The 15859-nt window shown below is 53.6% G+C and carries 12 protein-coding genes; 7 read left to right on the forward strand and 5 right to left on the reverse strand.

The annotated features are described in order from the left end of the window. Window positions 1-147 precede the first annotated feature (147 nt). The 4 genes from yqhD to OGX83_RS19515 all read left to right on the forward strand — a co-directional run bounded on the left by yqhD (window position 148) and on the right by OGX83_RS19515 (window position 4506). Window positions 148-1311: an alcohol dehydrogenase gene (gene yqhD / locus OGX83_RS19500; protein WP_048215537.1), complete on the forward strand. Its 1164-nt coding sequence runs from the start codon at window positions 148-150 to the stop codon at window positions 1309-1311. A 224-nt stretch (window positions 1312-1535) separates the two neighbouring features. Then, a complete protein-coding gene (dkgA, locus tag OGX83_RS19505; protein ID WP_008785816.1) occupies window positions 1536-2363 on the forward strand; it encodes a 2,5-didehydrogluconate reductase DkgA in 828 nt (275 codons plus the stop codon). A 188-nt stretch (window positions 2364-2551) separates the two neighbouring features. Beyond that, window positions 2552-4006, forward strand: coding sequence for a DASS family sodium-coupled anion symporter (locus tag OGX83_RS19510; RefSeq protein WP_003828381.1), 1455 nt, complete (start codon window positions 2552-2554; stop codon window positions 4004-4006). Between the two features lie 44 nt (window positions 4007-4050). Beyond that, on the forward strand, window positions 4051-4506 hold the full coding sequence (locus OGX83_RS19515) for an HIT family protein (RefSeq protein ID WP_008785817.1): 456 nt from the start codon (window positions 4051-4053) through the stop codon (window positions 4504-4506). Window positions 4507-4609: 103 nt separating this feature from the next. On the opposite strand, the gene OGX83_RS19520 is transcribed toward OGX83_RS19515, so the two are convergent. Continuing rightward, the gene (locus OGX83_RS19520; protein ID WP_003024532.1) at window positions 4610-6781 is read right to left on the reverse strand and encodes a YgiQ family radical SAM protein; all 2172 of its coding nucleotides are present in this window, start codon (window positions 6779-6781) and stop codon (window positions 4610-4612) included. 199 nt (window positions 6782-6980) lie between these two features. Between OGX83_RS19520 and OGX83_RS19525 the strand changes: the two genes are divergently transcribed. After that, window positions 6981-8456: a TrkH family potassium uptake protein gene (locus tag OGX83_RS19525; protein WP_020996330.1), complete on the forward strand. Its 1476-nt coding sequence runs from the start codon at window positions 6981-6983 to the stop codon at window positions 8454-8456. A 16-nt stretch (window positions 8457-8472) separates the two neighbouring features. Here the strand turns inward: OGX83_RS19525 and ftsP are convergent, their stop codons facing one another. The 4 genes from ftsP to OGX83_RS19545 all read right to left on the reverse strand — a co-directional run bounded on the left by ftsP (window position 8473) and on the right by OGX83_RS19545 (window position 13665). Next, entirely contained in the window at window positions 8473-9885 is a 1413-nt protein-coding gene (gene ftsP, locus OGX83_RS19530) for a cell division protein FtsP (protein WP_008785819.1), read from the reverse strand. 71 nt (window positions 9886-9956) lie between these two features. Beyond that, on the reverse strand, window positions 9957-10694 hold the full coding sequence (plsC, locus tag OGX83_RS19535) for a 1-acylglycerol-3-phosphate O-acyltransferase (protein WP_043017631.1): 738 nt from the start codon (window positions 10692-10694) through the stop codon (window positions 9957-9959). A gap of 195 nt (window positions 10695-10889) precedes the next feature. Next, window positions 10890-13148: a DNA topoisomerase IV subunit A gene (gene parC, locus OGX83_RS19540; protein WP_286588924.1), complete on the reverse strand. Its 2259-nt coding sequence runs from the start codon at window positions 13146-13148 to the stop codon at window positions 10890-10892. 118 nt (window positions 13149-13266) lie between these two features. Next, window positions 13267-13665, reverse strand: coding sequence for a YgiW/YdeI family stress tolerance OB fold protein (locus OGX83_RS19545; RefSeq protein ID WP_003024544.1), 399 nt, complete (start codon window positions 13663-13665; stop codon window positions 13267-13269). A 148-nt stretch (window positions 13666-13813) separates the two neighbouring features. Between OGX83_RS19545 and qseB the strand changes: the two genes are divergently transcribed. Both qseB and qseC read left to right on the forward strand, forming a co-directional pair. Next, window positions 13814-14473, forward strand: a complete 660-nt coding sequence (gene qseB / locus OGX83_RS19550; RefSeq protein ID WP_057068259.1) for a quorum sensing response regulator transcription factor QseB — start codon at window positions 13814-13816, stop codon at window positions 14471-14473. Beyond that, a complete protein-coding gene (gene qseC / locus OGX83_RS19555) occupies window positions 14470-15819 on the forward strand; it encodes a quorum sensing histidine kinase QseC (RefSeq protein WP_191226766.1) in 1350 nt (449 codons plus the stop codon). Before qseB ends, qseC begins: the two co-directional genes overlap by 4 nt. Window positions 15820-15859 lie beyond the last annotated feature (40 nt).

Below are 15859 nucleotides of genomic sequence, written 5' to 3' on the forward strand. Positions count from 1 at the left end.
TTTATCCGTTTTCTCCAGCAGTCTGTAGAAATGGGCAAGACATCGGCAGAAATGAGCATTGAGAGCAGCGCGGCGGGCGACCACAATGTTCATCATCCGGCAGACACTCACCTGCCCTCTTTTATTACCCACCAAAGGGAACGAGCAATGAACAACTTTAATCTCCATACCCCAACACGTATTTTGTTTGGTAAAGGCGCGATTGCTGAGCTGCGCGATCAAATTCCTCAGGACGCTCGCGTACTGGTTACCTATGGCGGCGGCAGCGTGAAAAAAACTGGCGTCCTGGCACAGGTTCAGGACGCGCTGAAAGGCCTGGATGTGCTGGAGTTTGGCGGTATCGAGCCAAACCCGTCTTACGAAACGCTGATGAACGCAGTAAAAATCGTGCGTGATGAGAAAGTGACGTTTCTGCTGGCGGTAGGTGGCGGTTCAGTGCTGGACGGCACCAAATTCATCGCGGCAGCGGCACAGTACGCTGACGGCATCGATCCATGGCGCATTCTGGAAACCCATGGCAACGACGTAACAAGCGCCATCCCGATGGGATCCGTATTAACCCTGCCTGCAACCGGCTCTGAATCTAACTCCGGCGCGGTAATTTCGCGTAAAACCACCGGCGATAAACTGGCCTTTATGACCCCGTTTGTGCAGCCAGTGTTTGCCGTTCTGGATCCGGTTTACACCTACACCCTGCCGCCGCGTCAGGTTGCAAACGGCGTTGTGGATGCTTTTGTTCATACCGTGGAACAGTATGTGACTTATCCGGTAGACGGGAAAATTCAGGATCGCTTTGCCGAAGGCATTCTGCTCACGCTGGTAGAAGAAGGTCCGAAAGCCTTGCAGGAGCCGGAAAACTACAACGTGCGTGCGAACGTCATGTGGGCGGCAACCCAGGCGCTGAACGGCCTGATTGGCGCAGGCGTACCGCAGGACTGGGCAACGCATATGCTGGGCCATGAACTGACCGCAATGCACGGTCTGGATCATGCTCAAACGCTGGCCATCGTTCTGCCAGCGCTGTGGAATGAAAAACGTGATACCAAGCGTGCCAAACTGCTGCAATACGCAGAGCGTATCTGGAATATCACCGAAGGTTCCGACGACCAGCGCATCGACGCTGCCATTGCCGCTACCCGTGCTTTCTTCGAACAAATGGGCGTACCCACTCGCCTGTCTGACTATGGCCTGGACGGTAGCTCCATCCCGGCATTGCTGGAAAAACTGGAAGCACACGGGGGTACGCAACTGGGCGAACATCAGGATATTACGCTTGAAGTCAGCCGTCGGATTTACGAAGCTGCCCGCTAAGGTTTTTTAACCTCCGCCTTTCGTTTTTGGGTATTTATACCAGGCTTAAGTCACACCTAACTCACCGGGGCTTGCTCCGGTGAACTCAATTTACACCCAATCATTCATGATGCATCGAGGCGGCAATTAAGTGAATCCCCGGGAGCGTACATAAGTACGTGACCGGGGTAAACGCAAGCAGCCAACAAAGAGGCAGCCTGAAGGATTAAGTGTGGGGGGGAATTATGACCGGTCCAACCATTATCAAGCTACAGGATGGTAACGTCATGCCACAACTGGGCCTGGGGGTCTGGAAGGCAAGCAACGAAGAAGTCATCACCGCCATTCATAAAGCGCTGGAAGTAGGGTATCGCTCAATTGATACCGCTGCGGCGTACAAAAACGAAGAAGGTGTCGGCAAAGCAATACGCGATGCTGGCGTACCACGGGACGAGTTATTCATCACCACCAAGCTGTGGAATGATGACCAAAAACGCCCCCGGGAAGCCTTGCTCGAAAGCATGGAAAAACTCCAACTTGATTACCTCGATCTATACCTGATGCACTGGCCGGTTCCGGCGATCGACCACTACGTTGAAGCGTGGGAAAACATGATCGACCTGCAAAAAGAAGGGCTGATTAAGAGCATCGGCGTGTGCAACTTTCAGATCAATCATCTCCAGCGGTTGATGGATGAAACCGGCGTACCTCCGGTGATTAACCAGATCGAACTTCATCCGCTTATGCAACAGCGCCAACTGCACGCCTGGAACGCAACGCATAAAATCCAGACCGAATCCTGGAGCCCGCTGGCGCAGGGCGGCAAAGACGTCTTTGATCAAAAGATCATCCGTGACCTCGCTGAGAAATATGGCAAATCACCGGCGCAGATTGTCATCCGCTGGCACCTAGATAGCGGGCTGGTGGTGATTCCAAAATCGGTCACCCCTGCGCGTATCGCAGAAAACTTTAACGTCTGGGACTTCCGCCTGGATAAAGACGAATTAGGCGAAATCGCGAAACTCGATCAGGGCAAACGTCTGGGGCCAGACCCGGATCAGTTCGGCGGTTAACCCCTTCCCTCCAGCCCGACACTCTCGTCGGGCCTTTACTGATTTGAAATATCAGGAAACAATTCACACACATATATTGATGTATTTCTTGCAGTCGCTGGAGCAGCATTACGCAATATAACCTGTTAATTATTAAATAAATATATTTATTTGATGAATACATTCACCATATCCATAGGTGCGTAAACGTGACTGAGAAAAAAAGTAGCGGAGTCAAATGGCTCCCATTAATTCTTATAATATTCATTTCTGCCGGACTGTGGCAGCTTACTCCACCTTCCGGGCTAAGTGCGCCAGCCTGGCATTCGGCAATCATTTTCGTCGCGACTATTGCCTCTATCGTGGCAAAAGTTTTACCCATCGGCGCGGTCGGCATTATTGGGATTACGGTTTTTGCACTCGCCTATGCCGCCGGGGATAAAACCGCCAGCGGCGCTATCACCACGGCACTGAGTGAGCTGAACAGTTCACTTATCTGGCTTATCGTCGTGGCTTTTATGATTGCCCGCGGGTTTATCAAAACCGGCCTCGGACGACGCATTGCGCTGCAGATGATCCGTCTGCTCGGCAAGCGCACGCTGGGACTCGCCTATGGTCTGGCCTTTGCCGATCTGATCCTCTCCCCGGCAATGCCGAGTAATACAGCACGCTGCGGCGGCGTCATCTATCCGATTGCTGACTCTCTTGCACGCAGTTTCCATTCGAACCCGGAAGATGAGTCCCGCAGTAAAATCGGTACCTTTCTTATCACCTGTATTGGCAACGTCAACGACGTCACCGCCGCGCTCTTTATGACCGGCTATACCGGCAACCTGTTGGCGGTGAAGCTGGCGGCCAATGCGGGCGTCACGCTGACCTGGGGCGGCTGGTTTATGGCGGCGCTGCTGCCATGCCTTGTGTCATTACTGCTGGTTCCACTGCTGGTCTACTGGATCGTGCGCCCGGAAATTAAACACACGCCGGATGCCCCTAACCTGGCGCGCAAAGAGCTGGCGGAAATGGGCAGTATGTCTCGCGGCGAATGGCTGATGCTGGCTACCGTCGGCGTGCTGCTGGTGCTGTGGATTTTTGGCGATACGTTAGGCGTCGACGCCACCACTGCTTCGTTCGTGGGACTGTCCATTTTATTGCTAAGCGGCGTTCTGAGCTGGGAAGATGTGAAGAGCGAGAAAGGCGCATGGGACACACTGATTTGGTTTGCCGCGCTGTTGATGATGGCGAACCAACTGAAAAAACTGGGCTTCACCACCTGGTTTGGCAATCTGATCGGCGATAGCCTGAGCAGTACTATGCACGGTACCAGTTGGGTGATCGTCCTGCTGCTGTTGAACGCCGCCTACTTCTATACCCACTACTTTTTTGCCAGCGGTAATGCACAGATTGCCGCGCTGTACGCCGTTTTCCTTGGTGTCGGCCTGCATCTGAATATTCCAGCAGCCCCCACGGCATTAATGCTGGCCTTCACCAGCAGTTTGTACTGCTCGCTCACCCAGTACACCCACGCTCGCGGTCCAATCCTGTTTGGTGCCGGGTACGTTCCAACAGGCGTCTGGTGGCGTACAGGATTTATCATCAGCTTGTTTAACCAGGCGGTGTTTATCACCGTGGGTCTGATGTGGTGGAAGGTGTTGGGTCTGTACTAAACTGACTGCGTCCTGACGAATCACCTTATCTGCGGAGAAAAGGAATGACCTGTATTTTCTGTCAAATAGTTGAAGGTAAAGCACCCTGCCATAAGGTCTGGGAAGACGAGCATCATCTGGCTTTTCTGTCGATTTTCCCGAACACCGACGGTTTTACCGTGGTGATCCCGAAAAAGCATTATCCCAGCTATGCCTTCGATATGCCGCCGCAGGCACTGGCTGATCTGATGCTGGCGACCCAAAAAGTGGCTAAGAAACTGGATAAGGCTTTCCCGGATGTCAGTCGTACGGGGATGTTCTTCGAAGGTTTCGGCGTAGACCATGTGCACAGCAAATTAAGCCCCATGCATGGCACTGGCGATCTAACCCACTGGAAACCGATTGAAGCGCGGCAGAACAAATTTTTCGAGCAGTATGAAGGATATCTTTCGTCACACGATCATGAACGAGCGGATGATGCAAAACTGGCCGCATTAGCGGCCAGAATTCGTGAAGCATAAATACTGAGTCTCTCTGCCGGATGGCGGTTCAAGCACCTTATCCGGCCTACAAAATCGTGCTATTTGTAGGCCTGATAAGCGTTTCACCACCGGGCAAGGCAGATTAGCGCCCTGCCACTTTCCCGCGTTTTTTGTTTGCGGCAGGCGTCTGGCGCTGATGCGCCACCGGTGTGTGCTTGGTCAATGCCGGGCGAGTATGACGGTTTTGGCGACGCGCTTCGCGCATCTCTTCCAGCGTAGGCGCCGGGACCAGACATTCGCGACGACCGCCGATCAGATGCTTTTTACCCATATCTTCCAGCGCCTGGCGGATTAACGGCCAGTTGGCTGGATCGTGGTAACGCAGCAGGGCTTTATGCAAACGACGCTGCTTATCACCTTTCGGCACCACCACGTCTTCACTCTTATAACCAATTTTACCCAGCGGGTTTTTCCCGGTGTAATACATGGTTGTGGAGTTCGCCAACGGCGATGGATAGAAGTTCTGCACCTGATCCAGACGGAAACGACGTTGCTTCAACCACAACGCCAGATTCACCATATCTTCGTCACGCGTACCCGGGTGCGCGGAAATAAAGTACGGGATCAGGTATTGCTCTTTACCCGCTTGCTTAGAGTAGGTATCGAACAATTCCTTAAAGCGATCGTAGCTGCCCATCCCCGGCTTCATCATCTTCGACAGCGGGCCTTCTTCGGTATGCTCTGGCGCAATCTTCAGGTAGCCGCCAACGTGGTGGGTCGCCAGCTCTTTGATATAACGCGGGTCTTCAACCGCGATGTCGTAACGCACGCCCGAAGCGATGAGGATCTTTTTAATGCCTTTCAAATCACGCGCACGACGATAAAGGTTAATCGTCGGTTCGTGGTTGGTGTCCATATGCGGACAGATATCCGGGTAAACGCATGACAGACGACGGCAAGTTTGCTCCGCGCGCGGTGACTTACAGCGCAGCATATACATGTTCGCCGTTGGGCCGCCGAGGTCGGAAATCACGCCGGTAAAGCCTGGAACGGTGTCGCGAATGGCTTCGATTTCATTGATGATCGAGTCTTCAGAGCGGCTCTGGATGATGCGCCCTTCGTGCTCGGTGATCGAACAGAACGAACAGCCGCCAAAGCAACCACGCATAATGTTGATCGAGAAACGGATCATCTCATAGGCCGGAATGCGGCTGTCGCCATACGCCGGATGCGGCACGCGTTTGTACGGCAGCGCAAAGACGCTATCCATCTCTTCGGTAGAGAGCGGAATGGCTGGCGGGTTGATCCAGATGTAGCGATCGCCGTGCTTTTGCATCAGCGCACGCGCACAGCCTGGGTTGGTTTCGTGGTGCAGGATACGCGACGCATGCGCATACAGCACTTTATCGCCCTTCACTTTTTCGAAGGACGGCAGCAGCACGTAGGTTTTTTCCCACGGTTTCGGGCGCGGCGGCTGTACGGTTACCGCTTTCGCTTCCTGCTTTTTCGGTGCGACCGGCTTGTTGTCAGCACACGGCAGATCTTCACCATACGGATGCGGGATCGGGTCAATCTTACCCGGCGTGTCGAGGCGCGTGGAATCCACCCCACTCCAGCCCGGCAGCGCTTCTTTAACCATAATCGCAGTGTTACGCACGTCGCGGATCTGATCGATGGTTTCGCCCATCGCCAGACGATGCGCCACTTCCACCAGCGGACGTTCGCCGTTGCCGAACATCAGCATGTCGGCTTTGGAATCCACCAGAACAGAGCGACGAACGGTATCGGACCAGTAGTCATAGTGCGCGGTACGGCGCAGGCTGGCCTCAATACCGCCGAGAATAACCGGCACATCTTTCCATGCTTCTTTACAGCGCTGGGTATAGACCAGCGTGGCGCGGTCCGGACGTTTGCCCGCAACGTTGTCCGGTGTGTAGGCATCGTCATGGCGCAGTCGGCGATCGGCGGTGTAACGGTTGATCATCGAGTCCATGTTGCCTGCGGTCACACCAAAGAACAGGTTCGGTTTACCCAAACGCATAAAATCGTCTTTGTTGTTCCACTCCGGCTGGGCGATAATCCCTACGCGAAAGCCTTGTGCTTCCAGCATACGTCCGCAAATTGCCATGCCAAAGCTGGGATGATCGACGTATGCATCGCCGGTAACCAGAATGATGTCGCAGCTATCCCAGCCAAGTTGGTCCATTTCGTCGCGTGACATCGGCAAAAACGGTGCCGGGCCAAAACAGGCAGCCCAGTACTGCGGCCAGGAGAAAAGGTCTCTGTCCGGCTGGATCAGGGATATTGCGCTCATAATGCTTCCAAAAATGGTAAAAAAATAATCAAAGGCCGAGGATTATACGCTGTATGTCGGCAAGAAATGAAGTGGAGTCTGAACCAGACCAGTAGAAAGTTATATAAATTGTTAAATTTTACGACGATCATTTTTATCAATCATAATTAACACCATGCCAGCCAGCTGAGATAACTCTTTTTCGGCGGGGGATTTTTCATTGCGACTCAACGATTCACTGCATATTTCCCAGTTACGGGTTGTTGTTCACCTGTGCGGATTTCTGGTTCTTCTCTACAGCTTTTCTATGCTGCCGCCGATGCTCATCGCTTTGTTAAACAAAGAGCGGAGCTTGTTCGCTTTTTTCAGCACGTTTATGACTTTCTTCACCCTCGGCGGCGGGGCGTGGTTGGCAACCAAACATGCGGGGATTCAACTGCGCACCCGGGATGGTTTCGTCATTATCGTCCTGTTCTGGCTGTTGTTTTCGTTTATCAGCGCGATGCCGATGTGGATGGACGATGGCTTAAACCTCTCTTTTGCGGATGCCCTGTTTGAAGGAGTTTCTGGGATTACCACTACAGGCGCAACGGTGATTGATGACGTCAGCGCCTTGCCGAAGTCGTATCTGTACTATCGGGCTCAGCTCAATTTTATTGGCGGTCTGGGTGTTATCGTCCTCGCCGTGGCGGTATTGCCGCTGCTGGGTATTGGTGGCATGAAGCTGTATCAGTCTGAAATGCCGGGCCCTTTTAAAGAAGAACGCCTCACGCCAAGACTTGCTGATACTGCACGTACGCTGTGGATGACCTATGTCATTCTGGGTCTTATTTGTACTCTGGCCTACTGGGCTGCCGGGATGTCGTTTTTCGACGCCTTATGCCACGGGCTGTCGACGGTCTCTCTCGGCGGATTTTCCACTCGCAGCGAGAGCATCGGCTTTTATAACAGCCATGCCATTGAGCTTGTCGCCGGGATATTTTCACTGCTGTCTGCGTTTAACTTCACCCTCTGGTACGTTGCTATCGTGAAACGTACCTTCAAACCCTTTCGTCGTAATGCCGAATTGCGTTTCTTTTTGCTTATTGCGTTGGTGGTCACTCTGATCGCCACCTGGCAAGTTTGGCGGGCAGGCATGTACGGATTAACGGACAGCCTGGTGCATGCTTTTTTTCTGGCCAGTTCGATGCTGACAGATAATGGCCTGTCGACGGCGGATTACGCGCAGTGGCCTTCGCACACGATCTTCATGCTGCTCAGCGCCAGTTTCTTCGGCGGTTGTGTGGGATCGACCTGCGGGGGGATTAAGGTGCTACGCTTTTTGATTATGTTCAAGCAGTGCCGCCAGGAGTTACACCAGCTCGCGCACCCTCGCGCCCTGCTGAATATCAAAGTGGGCAATAGCGTGGTAAGCGACCGGGTGGTGCGTTCGGTATGGAGCTTTTTCTTTCTCTACGTTTTGTTCACCAGCTTTTTTATCTGGGCGCTCAATCTGATGGGCTACGATCTCTTCTCCTCTTTCGCCACCGTCGCCGCCTGCATCAACAATATGGGGCTGGGATTTGGCGTCACCGCCACGACATTTGGCACCTTAAACGAGGAAGCAAAGCTACTGATGTGCGCGGCCATGATCATGGGGCGTCTGGAGATTTACCCCATTCTGATCCTGTTCTCGCGCATGTTCTGGCGGGCGTAACGAATACCCCGGCGCATTACGGCGCCGGGTTCACCAACATCTGTCCGATTGAGCCACGATCCGCCATTTCCAGCGTCTGGCTATTAAAGTAGAACGGGAAATGGGCCCAGGAAGGCTGTCCGTAATAAACCAGTAATTCAACCTGGCCATCAACCCAGACGGTATCCTTCCAGCCTCTGTCTTCCGGGAACGGCATCGCGCCATTCACATTACGGATCAGGAACGAAACACCTTCAATATGGAAGGACTGGGGCATATCCGCCCGCACCGTCCAGCGCTCCCAGGAGCCCTGCTGGGCAGTAATATCCATACGATTGACGTCCCACAGCTGACCGTTGATGCCAGGATCGTCGTCCAGGCTGATATCACGGCTGCGAATCGGCGAACCGCTGAGGATTTCCGTTGGCAGCAGGCGCATTGGCAGGCTGTCAGTCACCAGCGGCAGAAGACCTGTCGGGCGCAACGTCAATACCAGCGTGGAGATGAGAATACTGGAAGGCTCAAAGAACCCGCGGATCCTGTCGACAATACTGGCCGCCTCACCGCAGGTGATAGAGACCTCATTACCGTTAGTCATATCCACCAGGATCTCACGACGCTCGCCCGGTGCCAGCGAGAGCTGCTTCACCGAAACAGGCGCAGGTAAAAAACCCTGATCGCCGGAAATCACATGCAGCGCACGGCCATCGCTCATTTGCAGCTGGTAACGACGCGAGTTTGAAGCATTCAGCAAACGCAAGCGCACCCAGCCGCGGGAGACTTCGACATACGGGCTTTGCGCCCCATTGACCAGCAGCGTATCACCGACAAAGCCACCGCTGCCGGGCTCGCTGTATTCCGGCGTGCCAAAGTTGTCCAGCCGCTTGTCCTGGATAATGACCGGAAAATCATCCACGCCATAGTGGTTGGGAATAGACAGTGATTTACTCACTTCATCTTCAACCAGCCACATCCCGGCAAGACCGTTGTAGACCTGCTGAGCAGTACGATTTGGCGTATTAGCGTGATACCACAACGTGGCGGCATTCTGGCGAATCGGTAGCACCGGCGCCCAGTCAGCATTCGGGGACATCATGCGCGCCGGGCCGCCCATCAGCGGGCCTGGTACCTGCAACCCGGCGACGGTCATCGAGACATTTTCAGTCAGACGGTTGCTGTAGATAAGCTTGACGTCATCCCCTTTCCAGACACGGATTGTCGGTCCCAGATAGCGGCCGTTAATTCCCCAGACAGGTGCGCGCGTGCCTTGCGTAAAGGACCAGTGCGCACGTTGCAGCGTCATAAATAGCGGCTGCCCCCGGCGGGATTCCAGCAGCGGAGGCACGGGTAACGGTTGTTGCTGACCGGCAGCATTAGCCTTCAGCGGAACAGCACCTGCACACAGTGCGATCCCCGATGCCTGAATGAACTGACGCCGACTGAATGACATATAAACTCCATAAAAAACTGGCTATTAACACGCAGGAAGTCATTTCCTGTAAAAAACCCGAATTGCGCGGATTAAACCTTACCGGCGGCTTCCCGCTCAGCAACTTCTTTATCGAGTTCTGCGATTTTTTGTTCCATCAGCGTGCGGCAATGCGCTGCCAGTTCACGAACCTGATCTTTCCCAAAGTGGCTAATATCCACCGGTGGCAACATCTCGACAATTGCCAGACCATTATTGAGTCGATTGAGTTTTATCTTGTTCGAGGTTGTGGAAACGCACACCGGAATGACCGGGACACCAGCAGCAATCGCTGCATGGAACGCTCCGGTTTTAAACGGCAGCAGACCGCGACCGCGGCTACGCGTCCCTTCAGGGAACATCCAGATAGAAATGCGACGTTTTTTGAAATGATTCACCACGGCAGCAATGGTGCTGTGCGCTTTAGCGCGGTTGTTTCTGTCAATCAACAGGTTACCGGTTAACCAGTACAGCTGCCCGAAGAAAGGGATCCACAGCAGGCTTTTTTTACCTACCGTCACCGTCGGCGGCTGAACGATATTCGCAGCGGTAACCATGTCATAGTTGTTCTGATGGTTACAAATATAGATAGCATTACCATAGTTCTGCGCGTCTGCCGGCATGCGGCACTCGACCTTCAGGCCATAAAGGGGAGCCAGGCGGCCAAACATATGACCGAACGTTGCAACGTGTTTTGGATTTCGTGGGCTGAACAGACAGTATATGCAACCGAAAATACAGACCAGAATGCAGTAAATAACAGTAATGATTAAACGAAAAATATATAGCATAACAACCTCTAAGGCCTAAGAGCCTGGCATTTTACGTCACCTGATTCATCACGCGGTATCAGGTTAGGGCTTTGTTAAGGGCGGCTCTCTGGAAAAGCGTATTGTTAATCGCAACGCACGAATAAACAACGGTTTCACGGGAATTTTTAACGTTGGCTCTCCCTGGGCTTTAACAGGGAGAGCCGGACGGTAGCGTTATTCTTCGCTGTCGCCGTGACTGGCGCGTCGAGGCGAGTCAATCTCAATGCTGTCGATACGCTGCAGACCACGCATTAGCGTGCCGCGACGGCCGCGCTCACCGGTCACTTTCTGCAACTCTTCAGGACGCAGTTTGATTTTGCGCTTACCGACGTGGATGGTCAGCGTGCTCTGCGGCGGCAGCACGTAAAGTTGCGCCAGACCATCCTCGCCTTTCGCCGCTTCCGCTGAAGGGATATTAATGATCTTGTTCCCTTTGCCTTTCGACAACTGCGGTAAATCGCTCACCGGGAACATCAACATGCGACCAGCCTGAGTAATAGCCAGTAGCATATCGGTTTCATCTTCAATCACCACCGGCTGCATCACGCGCGCATTTTCTGGCAGTGTAATCAATGCCTTACCAGCACGGTTACGTGCGACCAGGTCATTGAAGGTACAGACAAAACCGTAGCCCGCATTGGAGGCCATCAGCAGTTTCTGATCGTCGCCTTCCATCAGCATGTGCTCAACCGTCGCGCCTGGCGGCAGCGTGAGCTTCCCGGTCAGCGGTTCACCCTGACCGCGCGCCGACGGCAGCGTAATCGGGTCGATGGCATAGCTGCGTCCGGTCGAGTCCACGAACACCACCGGCTGGTTGCTCTTACCCTTCACTGCCGACTTAAAGCTGTCGCCCGCTTTATAGCTTAATCCTGGCGCATCGATGTCGTGGCCTTTCGCGCTACGCACCCAGCCACTCTGGGACAACACAATGGTCACCGGCTCAGATGGCAGCATGTCGTGCTCGCTCATCGCCTTCGCTTCTTCGCGCTCCTGCAACGGAGAACGACGATCGTCGCCATAGGCGTCTGCATCGGCCTGCAGCTCTTTCTTCAGCAGGTTACTCATTTTACGTTCGGAAGCCAGAATGGCCTGCAACTGATCGCGCTCTTTCGCCAGCTCATCCTGCTCACCGCGGATTTTCATTTCTTCGAGTTTGGCAAGGTGGCGCAATTTCAGCTCAAGGATGGCTTCAGCCTGGGTTTCAGAAATGCCAAACCGCGACATCAGCTCAGGCTTAGGTTCATCTTCATGACGAATAATTTCGATGACTTCGTCAATATTGAGGAACGCCACCAGCAAACCTTCAAGGATGTGCAGGCGCTTGAGCACTTTTTCCAGACGATAATTCAGGCGGCGACGTACGGTATCGCGGCGGAACGCCAGCCATTCGGTGAGGATCTCCAGCAGGTTTTTCACCGCCGGACGACCATCAAGACCGATCATGTTCAGGTTGATACGGTAGCTTTTTTCGAGATCGGTAGTGGCAAACAGGTGGTTCATCACCTGCTCCATATCCACACGATTAGAGCGCGGGACAATCACCAGACGGGTCGGGTTTTCGTGATCCGATTCGTCGCGCAGGTCGTCTACCATCGGCAGCTTTTTATTGCGCATTTGAGCAGCGATCTGCTCCAGCACTTTTGCCCCGGAAACCTGATGCGGCAGCGCGGAAATCACCACCGCGCCGTCTTCTTTCGTCCATACCGCACGCATACGTACGGAGCCGCGTCCATTCTCGTAAATCTTACGAATTTCCGCGCGCGAAGTAATAATCTCCGCTTCGGTCGGGTAATCCGGCCCTTGTACGATATCCAGCAACTGATCCAGCGTCATTTTCGGCTGCTCAATCAGGGTAATCGCTGCTTTTGCCACTTCACGCAGGTTATGTGGCGGAATGTCCGTTGCCATACCAACGGCAATACCGGTCGTGCCGTTCAGCAGAATATTTGGCAGACGCGCAGGCAGCATCTTCGGCTCCTGCATGGTGCCGTCGAAGTTTGGCACCCAGTCCGACGTTCCCTGACCGAGTTCGCCCAGCAGGACTTCCGCATATTTAGACAGGCGTGATTCGGTATAACGCATCGCCGCGAAGGATTTCGGATCGTCCGGTGCCCCCCAGTTCCCCTGCCCGTCAACCAGCGGGTAACGGTAAGAGAACGGCTGCGCCATCAGCACCATCGCTTCATAGCAGGCGCTGTCGCCGTGCGGATGGTATTTACCCAGCACGTCACCGACGGTACGGGCGGATTTTTTAAATTTGGCGCTGGCATTCAGCCCCAGTTCGGACATCGCGTATACGATGCGACGCTGAACGGGTTTCAAACCATCGCCAATAAACGGCAACGCCCTGTCCATGATGACGTACATGGAATAGTTCAGATAGGCGTTTTCCGTGAATTCATGCAGCGCCAGGCGCTCTGCCATATCGCTCATTAATCGTGGTTCCTCAACTTTGTACCCCTCTATTGAAGGGCAATATTGCCGCAGATACTACCCTATCTGGCGTGTTGAGTCACAAAGAAAAGGGCCGCGAATGCGGCCCTGATGGGGATTACTTAGCAACTTTGGTAATCTGTTTTACGTCGATTTCAACGGAGTTCCAGTCTTTATCCACTTCACCCTGGATTTCAACCACATCCTGCGGTGTGACGGTTACGCCGTTCCAGCGCTTGTGGTCGATATCCACATTCACCGTGCCGGTCGCATCTTTAAACACGTACAGGTCGTCGGAAATACGCTCAACGATGTTCCCGCGCAGGGTAACCCAGGTGTCATCACGCAGTGATTTGGCGCTTTCTACCGTCGTGCTGCTACCGTTCGGGCCGACAAATCCGCCGTTTTGGCTCTGCGTGGTGGTTGTCGTTGGCCCAGAGAAGCCGCCCTGCTGAGCTGCCAGAACAGGTGCGGAACACAGTGCCATTACGGCAACCATTGCAGCTAATTTTTTCATCGTCATGTCTCCCTTTCATGTTGGTTTACGACTATTAAATAAGTTAATCCTTAACAAGTTCTTAAGGCAAAAAAAGATACTTTTTTTGCTGTACAGAGGCTGTAGCCACAGGTTTACTAACTGCAAATGAGTTCGCAGGGATGAACATATGCGTATTTTACTGATCGAAGATGACACGTTGATTGGCGATGGCCTGAAAACAGGTCTGAGTAAAATGGGTTTCAGCATCGACTGGTTTACCGAAGGTCGCCAAGGGAAAGAAGCACTCTACAGCGCACCTTATGATGCGGTAATCCTCGACCTGACGCTGCCAGGCATAGACGGACGGGACATTTTGCGCGAATGGCGAGCCAACGGAAAGCAGGAGCCTGTGCTGATCCTGACCGCCCGCGACGCGCTGGCAGAACGCGTTGAAGGCCTGCGCCTAGGGGCAGATGACTATCTGTGCAAACCCTTTGCGCTGATCGAAGTTGCCGCCAGGCTGGAGGCGCTGGTGCGTCGTGCCAGCGGCCAGGCCAGCAACACATTACGCCATGGCGAGGTGACGCTTGATCCCGGCGCGCTGGTCGCCACGGCGGCTGGCGAACCGTTGTCTCTTAAGCCCAAAGAGTTCGCGCTGCTGGAGCTGCTTATGCGTAACAAGGGCCGCGTCCTGCCCCGCAAACTGATTGAAGAAAAACTGTATACCTGGGACGAAAATGTCTCCAGCAATGCGGTTGAGGTCCACGTCCATCACTTACGCCGTAAGCTCGGCAGCGACTTTATCCGTACCGTGCATGGCATTGGCTACACCCTGGGTGACGCATGAAACTCGCACAAAGCCTCAGCCTGCGCATCAGGCTAACGCTTATCTTCATGATTTTGGTTTTAGTGACCTGGCTGATTTCCAGCTTTGTCGCCTGGAAGCAAACCACCGATAACGTGAATGAGATGTTCGACACGCAGCAAATGCTGTTCGCCAAGCGTCTGGTCACGCTGGATCTTGATGAACTCAAAGCCTCTGAACGCATCGCGCATACCCCGAAAAAATTCAAGCATGGTCATATTGACGACGATGTACTGACCTTCGCGGCCTACACGCCAGAAGGGAAAATGGTTCTTCACGATGGCGACAATGGCCAATACATTCCCTACAGCTACCGCCGGGAAGGTTTTGACGATGGCTATCTGAATGGCGACAACGATAAATGGCGTTTTGTCTGGCTGACTTCCGCAGATAAAAAGTATCGAATCGTTGTCGGCCAGGAATGGGAATATCGTGAAGATATGGCTTTAGCGATTGTGACAGCACAATTGGTGCCGTGGTTGGTCGCTCTGCCGCTGATGCTGTTAATCCTGATTGTGTTGTTAAGTCTTGAACTTAAGCCACTGAAGAAACTGGCGCAGGCGCTACGTTTACGCGACCCGGAATCAGAAGAACCGCTCAGTTTGAAAGGCATTCCTGGCGAGGTTCGCCCGCTGGTTGAATCACTCAACCAACTTTTCACTCGTATTCATACCACCATGGTACGTGAACGGCGCTTTACTTCAGATGCCGCTCACGAGTTGCGTAGTCCGTTGACGGCGCTGAAAGTGCAAACCGAAGTGGCGCAACTGTCTGACGATGACCCGCAGGCACGGCAAAAAGCCTTAATGCAGATGCAGGCCGGGATCGATCGCGCCACGCGTCTGGTCGATCAGTTACTGACGCTTTCGCGCCTTGACTCCCTCGACAATCTTCAGGATGTGGCAGAAATCTCGCTGGAGGAGTTGCTGCAATCTTCGGTGATGGATATCTACCATTCGGCCCAGCAGGCGCATATTGACGTACGTTTGCAGATTAACGCGCACGGCATCACATGTACCGGGCAACCGCTGTTACTCAGCCTGATGGTGCGAAATCTGCTGGATAATGCGATTCGCTATAGTCCACGGGGAAGTATTGTGGAAGTGACGCTCAACGCCCGCAATTTTAGCGTCAAAGACAATGGTCCAGGTATTGCGCCGGAAGTTCTGATGCACATTGGAGAACGCTTTTATCGTCCACCGGGGCAAAGCGTGACCGGCAGCGGTCTCGGCCTGTCGATTGTCCGTCGTATCGCGATATTGCATGGAATGTCAGCCTCGTTTGGCAACGCTCCGGAAGGTGGCTTTGAAGCAAAAGTCAGTTGGTAATTGCGTTATTGTTGCTCATATAGCAAAAGACTTTGCACAT

It is taken from the genome of Citrobacter sp. Cpo074, from assembly GCF_030332745.1.
Lineage (GTDB): Bacteria > Pseudomonadota > Gammaproteobacteria > Enterobacterales > Enterobacteriaceae > Citrobacter > Citrobacter portucalensis.

What these genes read in the sequence shown, in the direction of transcription:
- dkgA (WP_008785816.1), top strand. Translation starts at nt 1,536, where the DNA reads ATGACCGGTCCAACCATTATCAAGCTACAGGATGGTAACGTCATGCCA.
- plsC (WP_043017631.1), bottom strand. Translation starts at nt 10,694, where the DNA reads ATGCTATATATTTTTCGTTTAATCATTACTGTTATTTACTGCATTCTG.
- OGX83_RS19545 (WP_003024544.1), bottom strand. Translation starts at nt 13,665, where the DNA reads ATGAAAAAATTAGCTGCAATGGTTGCCGTAATGGCACTGTGTTCCGCA.
- qseB (WP_057068259.1), top strand. Translation starts at nt 13,814, where the DNA reads ATGCGTATTTTACTGATCGAAGATGACACGTTGATTGGCGATGGCCTG.
- OGX83_RS19515 (WP_008785817.1), top strand. Translation starts at nt 4,051, where the DNA reads ATGACCTGTATTTTCTGTCAAATAGTTGAAGGTAAAGCACCCTGCCAT.
- ftsP (WP_008785819.1), bottom strand. Translation starts at nt 9,885, where the DNA reads ATGTCATTCAGTCGGCGTCAGTTCATTCAGGCATCGGGGATCGCACTG.
- OGX83_RS19520 (WP_003024532.1), bottom strand. Translation starts at nt 6,781, where the DNA reads ATGAGCGCAATATCCCTGATCCAGCCGGACAGAGACCTTTTCTCCTGG.
- yqhD (WP_048215537.1), top strand. Translation starts at nt 148, where the DNA reads ATGAACAACTTTAATCTCCATACCCCAACACGTATTTTGTTTGGTAAA.
- parC (WP_286588924.1), bottom strand. Translation starts at nt 13,148, where the DNA reads ATGAGCGATATGGCAGAGCGCCTGGCGCTGCATGAATTCACGGAAAAC.
- qseC (WP_191226766.1), top strand. Translation starts at nt 14,470, where the DNA reads ATGAAACTCGCACAAAGCCTCAGCCTGCGCATCAGGCTAACGCTTATC.